Raw genomic sequence first — 11,655 nt, 5'->3', positions numbered from 1 at the left:
CAGTTTACCAGCGATACGCCTGGCTGTAGTGGCAAGGGCTCACCTATAATTGCGCGCCACTGAACGCACAGCCCAGTGGCTGGTCTATGCACCAGTAACCGAATCAGGAGAGTTTCATGCTGCGTTCCATGCTGCGCCTTGTTGCCCCATCCGTCGCCCTTGCGCTGGTCTTGCCTATGGGCGCCCACGCGGCCTCGCTGCTGGAGGCTCAAATGAACAAGAAGCTGCAAAGCGTCGCGGCCGAAAGCAACAAGGACCTGCCCCGGGAAATCGATGAAAAAACCCTGGAAGTCGCCTACACCGTTGAAGGCATGCAACTGATCGATCACCTCAGCGTGCTGCCTGACCGTGCCGAACAGATGCGCGCCAACCCCAAGGCTGTGTATTTCCAGCTGGGCCGCAGTGTGTGCACCAACCCGGGCTACCGCGAGCTGATGGCCAAGGGCGCAGTGATGCGCTACGAAATTACCGAGAACAAGACCAATCGCCCGGTGGCTTCCGTCAAGTTCGCAGAGGCCGATTGCCCGGCTCCGGCGAAAAAGAAAAAGTAACCTCTGCTTGACCCTCCCGCGCTGCTTCCCAGCGGCGCGCACGCTTCCTCTGCGTTTGCCACCAACGTCTAAACTGCGTAATGAACCCCCAATAAGCGGTTGCCAGCCAAGGGTTTTTCGGCCCATGATCAGTTCATCCCAGATGCCCGCCCACCCCAGTTTTTAATGCTGTTCTGTCATATTTTCAGGACAAAAAAGGCCTGCCCTCCTGCGGCATGCCGCGACACAAGCAGTGTCGTGGCCCAGGCGACGTTCTCGTCGACTACCCAGGCCCTGTAAAGAAGGAGAAATTGAATGCCTTATGAATCGAATGATTTGCTGCTTCGTCATTTTGAAGAAAACGGGACCGACCTCACTCAGCAGGTCGACGCACAAATTCAGTTGATCGCCCCCAACAGCCCGAATATCCCTCTTTATCGAGACATGATCCTCACCGTCCTGCGCATGGCCCAGGACGACCGTGATCGCTGGAACGCCAAGATCACCCTGCGTGCCATCCGTGAACTAGACCATGCCTTTCGGGTGCTCGAACAATTCAAGGGCCGGCGCAAAGTCACGGTATTCGGGTCGGCGCGTACGCCAGTGGAAAGCCCGCTGTATGCGCTGGCCCGAGAGGTGGGTGCCGCGTTGGCACGTTCCGACCTGATGGTCATCACCGGTGGCGGTGGCGGCATCATGGCCGCAGCCCACGAAGGCGCGGGCCTGGAGCACAGCCTGGGGTTCAATATCACCCTGCCCTTTGAACAGCATGCCAACCCAACCATTGATGGCACCGACAACCTGCTGTCATTCCACTTCTTCTTTACCCGTAAGCTGTTCTTCGTCAAAGAAGCCGACGCGCTGGTGTTGTGCCCTGGCGGCTTCGGTACCCTCGACGAGGCATTGGAAGTGCTGACCCTGATCCAGACCGGCAAGAGCCCGCTGGTGCCGGTAGTGCTACTGGATGCGCCGGGCGGTGGATTCTGGCAAGGCGCCCTGGATTTCATCCGCAGCCAGCTGGAAGCCAATCGCTACATCCTGCCCACCGACCTCAAACTGGTCCGCCTGGTCTACAGCGCCGAAGAGGCGGTGGACGAAATCAACCAGTTCTACGCCAACTTCCACTCCACTCGCTGGCTTAAGCGTGAGTTTGTGGTGCGCATGAATCATCCCCTGAGTGACCGCGCCCTGGCCCATATGCAGCAAGCGTTTGCCAGCCTGCGGCTCAGTGGCGAGTTCCAGCAACTCGCCTATACGGGCGAAGACCATGACGAACCGAGGTTCAGCCATTTGACGCGTTTGGTGTTCAATTTCAACGGTCGCGATCAGGGGCGATTGCGGGAGTTGGTGGATTACATCAACCTGCCGGAGAACTGGGCACAGGCCCAGGGCAAGGCACAGCAACGGATGACACCAGAAACAGCGTGATTTTTTGCAGGCAAAAAAAAAGGCCCACTATTTTCATAGTGGGCCTTTTGTTTTTTGCTCAGTCGTCCATATCCCGACCGCTCAATAAGCGGCTGATCATGTCCATCGAAAACCCGCGATAACTCAAGAAGCGACCTTGCTTCGCACGCTCCTTGGCATCAATAGGAAGATGCCCAGCAAACTTGCGACGCCAGGTTTCCTCCAACTGCGACTGCCAACTGATACCGCACTCACGTAGCGCAAGGTCAATATCGGCACGTTGCAGTCCACGCTGGCTCAACTCTTCGCGAATCCGCGCAGGTCCATAACCGGAGCGTGCGCGGTAAGACACAAAGCTTTCGAGGTAACGGGCTTCCGACAACAGCCCTTCTTCCGTCAACCGGTCGAGGGCTGTTTCGATCATCTCAGGCTCTGCGCCGCGCTGACGCAACTTACGTGTCAGCTCGACTCGACCATGCTCGCGGCGAGCGAGCAGGTCCATCGCAGTGCGCCGAACGGCGACGAGTGTATCCAGTACAACAGTCATCGCTTGCTTCAGACGTCAGTATCGGCTTCTTCCATTTCATCTACCGGCTCGCGGTTGGCAGCCGCCTTCACGTCCGGCGCTGCGGTCAACAGCTTGTCGCGGATCTGCTTCTCAAGCGTGGCAGCGATATCCGGGTTATCCGCCAGGAACTTGGCCGAGTTGGCCTTGCCCTGACCGATCTTGCTGCCGTTGTAGGCATACCAGGCACCGGACTTCTCGACGAAACCGTGCAGTACGCCCAGGTCGATCATCTCACCGTTCAGGTAGATACCCTTACCGTAGAGAATCTGGAACTCAGCCTGACGGAATGGCGGGGCAACTTTGTTCTTCACGACCTTGACGCGGGTTTCGCTACCAACAACCTCGTCACCTTCCTTCACCGCGCCAGTACGGCGGATATCCAGACGGACCGAAGCGTAGAACTTCAGCGCGTTACCACCGGTGGTGGTTTCCGGGCTGCCGAACATCACGCCGATCTTCATACGGATCTGGTTGATGAAGATCACCAGGCAGTTGGCGTTCTTGATGTTACCGGTAATTTTACGCAGCGCCTGGGACATCAGGCGGGCTTGCAGGCCCACGTGCATGTCGCCCATTTCGCCTTCGATTTCAGCCTTGGGCACCAGGGCTGCCACGGAGTCGACCACGATCACGTCGATGGCGTTGGAGCGCACCAACATGTCGGTGATTTCCAGGGCTTGCTCGCCGGTGTCCGGCTGGGAAACCAGCAGGTCATCAACGTTGACGCCCAGCTTGCCGGCGTATTCAGGATCCAGGGCGTGCTCGGCGTCGACGAACGCACAGGTGGCGCCCATTTTCTGCGCCTGAGCAATCACCGACAGGGTCAGGGTGGTTTTACCGGAAGATTCAGGACCGTAGATTTCAACGATACGGCCTTTTGGCAGGCCGCCAATGCCGAGCGCGATGTCCAGACCCAGAGAGCCAGTGGAAATAGCCGGGATCGCCTGACGGTCGTGATCGCCCATACGCATTACGGCACCCTTGCCGAATTGACGTTCGATCTGACCCAGGGCCGCAGCCAAGGCTTTCTTCTTGTTGTCGTCCATTAAAGTCCTCACGTAATCAATAAGGCCTGACGGCCAACACCTGTATAAGTAGACAGTATTGTTCCACAAAGATCTGAGATCGCCTACCCCTGATTGTCTATTTCTGCTGCAGCTCGTCGCAACAAGCCCTCCAGCGCGGCTTTTACCGTTTGTCGGCGGACCTCGTCGCGGTTGCCGGGGAAGTGTGCAAGCTCAGCCGTCACCTCTTCGCCCACGGCAAAAGCCAGCCAAACGGTGCCCACCGGCTTGTCCGGCGAACCGCCATCGGGGCCGGCAACACCGCTGACCGCCACGGCAAACCGCGCCAGGCTTTTTTCCTGCGCGCCGCGGGCCATCGCCTCCACCACTTCCTGGCTGACGGCCCCGACTTTGGCGAACAGTTTTTCCGGTACATTCAACTGCCGGGTCTTCTGTCGGTTGGAATAAGTGACATAGCCCGCCTCGAACCAGGCCGAACTGCCCGGGATCCGCGTGATGGCTTCGGCGATGCCGCCGCCGGTACAGGACTCGGCAGTCGTGACGTGGGCACTGAGCACCTGCAAACGGCGACCCAGTTCGGCAGCCAGTTGAGTGATTTCCTTCACGGTCGTCTCCAGGAATGGGCGGGGGTTTGCCTACCCTACAGGAGCCCATCGACCATGCAAGGTACAGAGTGCATCAAGACGCTAATGCGCGACGGCCTGCACGTAGGCCTGGCAAGCACGCAAGGCGATCAGGGCGTTATCGCCGTCGTCGGTGATGCGAATAATTCGCTGAGCATGCGCCGGGTCAAGTCGGGCTCGCGAGGTTGCATGAACCACGCCGCCGGGGCTGGGGGCGGCAGGCACTGTGCAGCCAGTGGTGACGGTGGCGAGAAGGACTGACAGCCGCACATCAGCAGTGGCCAGGCGATCGCGCAGAGCCGCTTGATTACGCAGGGCATCGTTCAATTCCTGAATGTGTTGGTGATCGCTAGTAGAGAGTTGCTGTTCAAGGGCCAGGCGCTTGGCCTGTTCAGCCTGTTGTTGCTGAAGAATTGCCTGGCTTTGTTGGCTGAGCGCCTGTGTATGTCGGACCGATTGCAGCTCCAGCTGCGCCCCGTATCGCCACGCCTGCACCTGCCAAACAAGCGCCATGAGCAGGCACACACCGACCAAGCGAAACGCACCTAGGAAACGCATAGCACCGCCTTCGCTCGCCCCCACAACCGCAAACGATCGTCCAGACCGTTGAGCCCACCATTGATACGGCGAGTGATGGTGGTGAACTGGTCTTCGTCGGCGAGCTCATTGAGGCCGTTGCTTTGCCAGAACCAGGCGGCAGATTCGCAGGCCCACTGTGGCTGCTCCAGCAATTTTGGTTGTCGCAGCAGACGATCGTCACCAAACAGAGCTTGGCTGCACGCCATGTAATTACGGCGCCCGGTGATCTGGATCAGCCCCCTGCCCCGATACATTTGCCCATCACCGTCGGCCTCAGGGGTGTTGCCCAGCCGCGCGGCCAAGCTGCCGGTGTCGTACTTGCTCAGGTATTGATCGCTACCCAATTCGCGCACGTACTGTAACTGGGCAGACTCGTGACCGATTTGGGCGAGGAAGGCGGCGACGCGACGGGCCGTATTGATCTGATGCCCCGCAAAGGCCGCATTTAGAAAGGTTAAAAAAATGCCCGCGCGAAGGCGGGCTCCAGGCATTACACCCAGAAGCTGAGCATGTGTGATTACCATGGGTTTTACTCTAAGGAAGGATCTACACCGATAAACCGCTGGCCTGGACCGTACTCCGATAGCCACCTTTTCGCTCGCCCCTGGATTTCACCGTTTTAATCGACCAGCGCCCTTGCATGAACCCCGGCCACGACTCATCCAGCAGCAACAGGCCTTCAGCAGCCAACGAAGGATTACCCGGGCAGACCACATCGATCTGCAACCCTTCGCGCCCCACCCGCCGCATCTCTCCCTGCGCCGCCGAGCGTGCTTCGTCCTCGCTCTGGCAGCGCTGTGTCACCACTTTGAAGGGTGCGATGCCCACCTTGACGACACGCTGTTTTCCGGCTGCCGCGTCCCACCATGACGTTTGCGCGCCGTTGTATTTGCCACGGCTGGTTTCGGTGAAACTGGCGCTAATGAACGCGCGGTCACCTGGACGATTGTCATGGGTAATCGACAACCGTACATCCGGCAATGCCTTGCCCGACAGCGTCTTGATCTGGCCTTTGCGCCCCAGTACATACAGCTCATCGACAGGCTTGGCCACCGCATCGAAGCGCTTGGCCAGGCGCGTCAGAAAGGCCATGTCGCTTTCATTGGTCTGATCGATGTGCGCGATCGGCTCACCGTCGAGTTCAGGCGCCACACGCGGTGAAAAACCGTATCGGGTGGTCAGTTGGCGAAACAGCGCACCCAGGGTTATCGGCCCATGGCTGGCGGTGCGGCGCTGTTTGAATTCGTGCTCGTCGAACGGTGCCGCCGTGGCCACCAGCACCAGTCGCAATGGGAACATCGACGGCGTGCGCTGGGTGATCTTGAACACGCCCTTATCCACCAGGCCCGATTCCAGATAGCCAATACGCAGGCCAATTTTGCCGCCCAGATCGGGCAGCCCTTCAAGCCCCTCGATATCGAGGGTCAACTTCAGTTGATCAGATACAAACCCCGCTGCGTCGGTATGCTCCCACTCCAATAGCCGCTCGTTGAATAACGCGGCATTGGCTCCGTATAGCTCCACTACAGGTGTAAATCCGAGTGCCATGATGGCTCCTTAATCCCAGGCAGAAACCGGCCGACTTGCAACCGGTTGCGCGTCCAATTCGGGCACCAGCACGCTGACGCCCGCCGGCAGTACCGCGCCCTGTTCGGCCAACTCCGGGTTCAAGCGCCACAACGCTTCTTCTGCGGCATCATCACTGCGCCCCAGTTCGCGGTAGAGCAACAGGTTCACCGAGTCGCCGGCAATACTTCGAACCCTACGCATTGACGAACTCCTCCAGTAACAATGTCCAATTGATCACCATGGCCGTCCCGTCGTCGATCACGCTGGCTTGTTTTTCACTGATCGACTGGATGGTCCATAGCCCCCAGTTACGCCCCAACCCGTCCACCAAAGGCAACGGCGCACGCAGGGCCTGCAGGGTGCGCAACTCATCCAGGCGCGCCATGCCATTGGCACGCGCAGCCTTGCCGCCCAATGCCAGCGTTTCGAGCCCCTGGCCGACCTGGCTGGATTTAGGTTTGCCGGCAATGATGTCGAGACTGACCCAGCCCCCGCTGCTACCACGATCAAGCGTGTCGTAGGCGAACCCACGGGACAGCCCGAAAATAAAAGTACCCAAGACCATCTGTTGTCGCATCACACAGCTCCATCGGTGAGTGCTGCGCCGCGTCGGGTCGCCAGCAGGTTGTCCATCGACAGCGGGGTAAATTGCGCTTCGATCTGTTGCACCACGAGCGCCGCCAGTTGTTGATGGCTGGCTTGCTCAGGCGCGGTGATGGTGATTTGCGGGGCGAAGTTGATTTGGCGGTTGTCGGCTTGAGGGGCGTTGAGGTTTTTGCTGACCTCCGTGGGGGATGGCAGGCGATCGCCCGTCCCCATCACTTTTTCAGCCAGCCACGCACCGACGTCACTGCCCACGAAAGTGCCCACAGCACCACCGACTACCTTACCGATTGCGCCCCCGGCGACGCCGCCCATCACACCGCCCAACACTGTGCCGGCACCCGGAACGACCGAACCGATAACAGCTCCCGCCAGCGTGCCGACCGCTCGGCCTATCGCCATCCCGGCCACATCACCGACGACACCGCCGGCAACACCGCCGCCGATAGAGCCCACGCTAGTGCCAACCGCTTGACCCAGGTTTCCGGTGATCGCGCCTTGCGTCATCTCGACACCGGCCTGGGCCACTACCAAACCCAGGGGGGCACCTTTGGCAAGCTTGCTCACCTTCGCCGCTTTGCCAGAGATGCCAGGGCCGGAAGCAGACGGGCGATTACCGTTGTGCCCGTCATTACTCGGGGCTTTGCGCTGGCTGTCCGGCGGTGTGGTTTTATTCCCGGCTGCCGGCCCCTCTCCGAGCACTTTCCCTGCGACCTTTTCGAAAATCTTGTCCTTCACGGCACCGAAAACACCGGAAACCACCGGGATCAGCACCGCCCCCGCCAGGGTGACGGCGGCGGCAGCCTTGGGCAGGCCCTCCGCGAGCCAAGCCACGCCACTGACCAGGCCGTTCATGGCGGTCAGCGAGGCATCCACAACGGGGGCCAGCGCTGTATCAGAGGCGGTGCTCAAGCGTGTGGTACTGGCCTCGTAGGCTTGCCGACGTGCGTAAGTAGAGTCCGCACGAACCGCGGCCGAACGCAGCACCGAACCTTGGTCGCCCAGCGTCGAAGTGGCGTAGGTGGATTTTTCTGCGACCAGCGAAAAGGCCTGTTTCACGCTGTCGATCACCGGTACCAGGCTCAGAATCGTCTGGTTGCCGTCGAACAACTGCGTCGCCAGCACCGCCTGCCTTTCGGCAGGTTGCGACTTGAGCGCCTCCAGCACCGTAAGCACGGCCTGTGGGGCGTCCTGTTTCATGCCCGCCGCGAGTACTTTTGGATCAAGTTTGAGCTCTGCCCAGGCACTACGTTGCCCTGCAGAGGCGTTATCACCTTTAGCCAGGACGGCGCTGATTTTTTCCAGCCCGGCACCAGCAACAGCCTTGCTGTTACCTGCGCTCAACAACGCCGCCGAAAGCGCTGCAGCCTGTTCGGGACTCATGCCCGCAGCCTTCGCGGCAGCGCCCTGAAGTTGCACAACAGCGCCGATATCAGCCGATTCGGCCTTGAGCGATACCTGGGTGCCCAGCACGTTTGTTGCGTCGGCAAGGTCCAAGGCTTGTGCGCGATCAAGGTGCATTGACTCGCGCCAGCCGCCCATGATTTCACCGGCATTTTTGACGTCGATCTTGAACGCCGTCGCCAGGATCGCAGCGTCGCGAGCGAACTGCTGCAGGTCTGCCCGGCGCCCAACGGGGTCGATATTGCCCGAAGCGTCCTTACGATCACTGCCGATACCGGAGCGGGCGGCGGCATACTCGACCTTCGCGAGGTCGACGGCACTGGCACCACTGGCAGCCACCACCGGCTCGGACGCCATGGCAAGGTTGGCTTCACGCAATGCCTTGCGCTCATGCCGGGCAAACATCAACAGTTGATCAATATCGGTCATCGCGGCGTCCAGCGCCTGCGAGAGTGTGCGCTTGTCTGTAGCCGCGACGGTCTTCGTACCCTCTGCGTTCCCGGCAGTTTGAGCTTGCCGGGCGTCCATCACCTTGAGCAACGAGACGTTGAACAGCTCCAGCGTATCGACCAACCGTACCTGCCCGTCCGCCAGATGCTTGATCTGCAAGCTGGCATCGGCCAATGCCAGGGCCAAACTCGCCGCACTCCCCGGGGCTACCTCAAGCGGGCTCGGCAGCGCTTGGGTGATAGGTTTGAGACTGGCCTGCATTCCTGTCATCTGAAGTGCGCCCTGAGTCATCACGCCGTCCTTGGCAATGGCTGACCCTGCTCCATGATTACTATCTGCCATTGCGCTCTACTCCTGTTTGACGCCAAGACGACTGATCGCGATGTCGTAGCGGCGCAATGCTTTGCCGGCTTCCCAATCGAGGATTTCCGCTTCGTTTACCGAGTAAACCAGCGGCACTACATCGAGGATCACTTCGATGTCGCGCTCCGAAAGAAGGCCGCCGGTTTGTTTAAAAAATCGTCGATGCGCTCCTGCAGCTCGGTCCAGTCGGGCACGGTCAGGCCGGCAAGATCAGGAATCATCAGGCCGGTGCAATGGGCGGTGATGAACTCAGCACGCTCTTTGTTAGTGGCGAGTTTTTTCATCACCTTGGTAGCGCGCAGGGCGGGCATTTCCAGGGGCAATTCCGTCAGGGTTCGGCCGGCGGCTTCCAGGGGTAATAGCAGGTGGACAGGCTGGTCGTGGGTCGTCACGTCCTGGTCCTTCAGGAAGAACGAGGCCGGGCGCGTCGACATTTCGTGTACGTACTGCGCAATGCTTACGTAGTCCGGGCGCTTGAGTTGGTCGAGCTCTTTTTCCGACAGGCCGGTGGCGAGTTTCGCCAGTTCGAAGAACTGGTCGTCCTCGTCATCACCGGCCCGGGCCAGCGCGTCTTTTTGCGCGGCGTAGAACAACGGTTTGAGTTGAACCTGCTCGATCATTGCACCGGTGTCGGCGGTGATCGGGGACAGCAGGATGTGCAACGGTGGCATCCAGGCCATGGGGAATTCCTTGTTGAGCGGTGTTGAAAAGTGCGAAAAATCTAAACCTGAGCATGGCCCCTGTGGGAGCTGGCTTGCCTGCGATGGCATCCACTCGATACACCAGGGATACCGAGTCGCCTGCATCGCAGGCAAGCCAGCTCCCACCTTGACCGTGCTCGCTTCAGATTGCGCCGGCCCTTAAGGCATCAGCACGGCGCGGCGGGCATCGCCAAGAATGTCGACGCCGTTGAGCACGAACTTCTGGGTGCGCACATCGATGTCGATCACCGAAATGCCATTTTCCAGACGGTTGTAGGTACGGCAGGACAGCTCCAGCGTGGTGGTGGCCTTATCACCCATTTTCAGCTTCGCCTCCTCCAGGGATTTGAGCTTGCCGCCCACGGTGTGGTAGGTGAAGTAGGTCTTGCCGTCCTGGTCTTGGCCGGCTTCACGCACGTTCAGCAAGATGTCGTCGCCCGTGCGCACGCCCAGGGCCAGCATGATTTGCGGGCCGGCACCTTGCAGCACCAGCTTGGCATTGAGCACCTTGCCGCTCTTGGCCATTTCCTCGGCAATAAAGCGCCCGCCGGACATGGGCTCCATGTCGAACTCGATCTTCGGCGGGGTGAACTCTTCCACGGTTGCGGACAACGGCAGGCCTTGAAGGGTGGCCGCAATGGCCTGTCTGACTCGGTTGGTAAACATTAGAGAACGTCCTCCAGGAACTGCTCGATGATTTCATCGCGGGCGTTGAGTTGATAAACCATGTGTTCGTTCGGCGCGTAGCGGCCGTAGTCGATGACGATGAACCAGGTGCCGTTCTTGTACTTCTCGACGCTGTTCAGTTCCGGGTGCAGGTACACGCTGCCGCCGGGGATGGTTTCGTCGGCCACCAGGGTTTGCAGCCAGTCGTTGATGCGTTTGACCTCCTGGTCCATGAAGGACTTGGTGAGGTTCTTGGCCATGGCTTTCTGGCCGGCCTTGACCAGCTTGCGGCTGATGGCATCTTCCAGGCCGACGTAGCTGATGAACTTACCGGTGATGGAGCGGTTGCCCAGCAGCGAGAAGCCGCCGAGGATGGTGCGAGCGTAGTAGCTCACGCCGTAGCGGTTGAGCAGGTCGCCTTCGGTGGAGGTGTCGAGGATGTTGTACTCGACCACGCGGGAAACGTCCTCGGCGAAGGTCACCTGGCTACCTGGGCTTTCCCATTGCTTGACCTTGGCCAATGCGGCGATGGCCAGCGAGGATGGCGACAGGAACACGTTCTTCTTCGCGGCCTTGGAGTACACCGACGGCATGTTGTGCACCAGCAGGCAACGGTCGAAGCCCAGGTCGGCCCCGCCCAGTTCGCCGCTGTAGGTCACTTGGTCGGCAACGGACGCGTCCTTGCCATCCAGTACCACACGGGCCTTGATGCGCTTGCCGAAGGAGGCGAACTCACCAGCCACTGCCTTGGTGCCGGTAAAGCCTGGAGCGCCGATGATGGTCAGGTCTTCAGGCACGCTGCTCAGGGCCGCCAGGCCCAGTTTGCGACCGGTGACCGGGTCGTTGCCGCCGATCACATTGTTGATCGTATCGGCCGGAGTGGCGCCCTCTTCGACGATCACGACATAGACCGGCACCTTCACCACTTTGAGGATCTGGTACACCGCCTGGAACAGGGTGCCCGACTCAGTGCGGGTAGGGTCCAGCAACGCCTGAGTGGTAAAGCTGTTGATGCGAAACGGCGCGTTTTTCGGGATCGACGCATGGGCATTCGGCGCAGTGCCGACCAGGCCAATGACGTTATCGCCAAGGCCACCCATGGCCTCGGGGGATTCAGTGGCATTCACAGTGATGCCGTTGTGCTCGAAGTTCAGGACTTCTGCCATG

15 protein-coding genes are annotated in these 11,655 nt (G+C 60.0%); 2 read left to right on the top strand and 13 right to left on the bottom strand.

Annotated elements, in window-relative coordinates; genetic code table 11:
- Window positions 1–116: 116 nt before the first annotated feature.
- Both JJD66_RS14680 and JJD66_RS14675 read left to right on the top strand, forming a co-directional pair.
- Window positions 117–551 (top strand): PA3611 family quorum-sensing-regulated virulence factor, encoded by a 435-nt coding sequence (locus JJD66_RS14680; RefSeq protein ID WP_034126491.1) that lies wholly within the window; start codon window positions 117–119, stop codon window positions 549–551.
- A 294-nt stretch (window positions 552–845) separates the two neighbouring features.
- On the top strand, window positions 846–1,958 hold the full coding sequence (locus JJD66_RS14675; protein ID WP_034126490.1) for a TIGR00730 family Rossman fold protein: 1,113 nt from the start codon (window positions 846–848) through the stop codon (window positions 1,956–1,958).
- A gap of 58 nt (window positions 1,959–2,016) precedes the next feature.
- Here the strand turns inward: JJD66_RS14675 and recX are convergent, their stop codons facing one another.
- The 13 genes from recX to JJD66_RS14615 form a co-directional block, all read right to left on the bottom strand.
- Entirely contained in the window at window positions 2,017–2,484 is a 468-nt protein-coding gene (recX, locus tag JJD66_RS14670; protein ID WP_034126489.1) for a recombination regulator RecX, read from the bottom strand.
- Window positions 2,485–2,492: 8 nt separating this feature from the next.
- On the bottom strand, window positions 2,493–3,551 hold the full coding sequence (gene recA, locus JJD66_RS14665; protein WP_014717176.1) for a recombinase RecA: 1,059 nt from the start codon (window positions 3,549–3,551) through the stop codon (window positions 2,493–2,495).
- Window positions 3,552–3,634: 83 nt separating this feature from the next.
- Window positions 3,635–4,135 carry a CinA family protein gene (locus JJD66_RS14660; protein WP_034126488.1) on the bottom strand — a complete coding sequence of 167 codons (501 nt, stop codon included), beginning with the start codon at window positions 4,133–4,135 and terminating at the stop codon, window positions 3,635–3,637.
- A gap of 81 nt (window positions 4,136–4,216) precedes the next feature.
- Window positions 4,217–4,711, bottom strand: coding sequence for a lysis system i-spanin subunit Rz (locus JJD66_RS14655; protein ID WP_105225977.1), 495 nt, complete (start codon window positions 4,709–4,711; stop codon window positions 4,217–4,219).
- Entirely contained in the window at window positions 4,699–5,256 is a 558-nt protein-coding gene (locus tag JJD66_RS14650) for a glycoside hydrolase family 19 protein (RefSeq protein WP_200648459.1), read from the bottom strand. Before JJD66_RS14650 ends, JJD66_RS14655 begins: the two co-directional genes overlap by 13 nt.
- Window positions 5,257–5,278: 22 nt before the next feature.
- On the bottom strand, window positions 5,279–6,280 hold the full coding sequence (locus JJD66_RS14645; RefSeq protein WP_200648458.1) for a phage late control D family protein: 1,002 nt from the start codon (window positions 6,278–6,280) through the stop codon (window positions 5,279–5,281).
- A 9-nt stretch (window positions 6,281–6,289) separates the two neighbouring features.
- Entirely contained in the window at window positions 6,290–6,502 is a 213-nt protein-coding gene (locus JJD66_RS14640) for a tail protein X (protein WP_014717172.1), read from the bottom strand.
- Window positions 6,495–6,878, bottom strand: a complete 384-nt coding sequence (locus JJD66_RS14635; protein ID WP_014717171.1) for a phage tail protein — start codon at window positions 6,876–6,878, stop codon at window positions 6,495–6,497. Before JJD66_RS14635 ends, JJD66_RS14640 begins: the two co-directional genes overlap by 8 nt.
- Window positions 6,878–9,100, bottom strand: coding sequence for a phage tail tape measure protein (locus JJD66_RS14630; RefSeq protein ID WP_200648457.1), 2,223 nt, complete (start codon window positions 9,098–9,100; stop codon window positions 6,878–6,880). Before JJD66_RS14630 ends, JJD66_RS14635 begins: the two co-directional genes overlap by 1 nt.
- A gap of 6 nt (window positions 9,101–9,106) precedes the next feature.
- On the bottom strand, window positions 9,107–9,232 hold the full coding sequence (locus tag JJD66_RS28275) for a hypothetical protein (protein WP_014717169.1): 126 nt from the start codon (window positions 9,230–9,232) through the stop codon (window positions 9,107–9,109).
- Window positions 9,229–9,801, bottom strand: a complete 573-nt coding sequence (locus JJD66_RS14625) for a phage tail assembly protein (protein WP_200648456.1) — start codon at window positions 9,799–9,801, stop codon at window positions 9,229–9,231. The genes JJD66_RS28275 and JJD66_RS14625 overlap by 4 nt, the downstream gene beginning before the upstream one ends.
- 180 nt (window positions 9,802–9,981) lie before the next feature.
- Window positions 9,982–10,488, bottom strand: coding sequence for a phage major tail tube protein (locus JJD66_RS14620; RefSeq protein WP_105225973.1), 507 nt, complete (start codon window positions 10,486–10,488; stop codon window positions 9,982–9,984).
- Window positions 10,488–11,654 carry a phage tail protein gene (locus JJD66_RS14615; RefSeq protein ID WP_200648455.1) on the bottom strand — a complete coding sequence of 389 codons (1,167 nt, stop codon included), beginning with the start codon at window positions 11,652–11,654 and terminating at the stop codon, window positions 10,488–10,490. The genes JJD66_RS14620 and JJD66_RS14615 overlap by 1 nt, the downstream gene beginning before the upstream one ends.
- Window position 11,655: the final 1 nt, after the last annotated feature.

This window comes from Pseudomonas sp. MF6751 (genome assembly GCF_016613265.1).
GTDB lineage: Bacteria > Pseudomonadota > Gammaproteobacteria > Pseudomonadales > Pseudomonadaceae > Aquipseudomonas > Aquipseudomonas fluorescens_BV.
The sequence above is the reverse complement of the archived record's forward strand: the minus strand, read 5'-3'. Positions and strand labels throughout refer to the sequence as shown.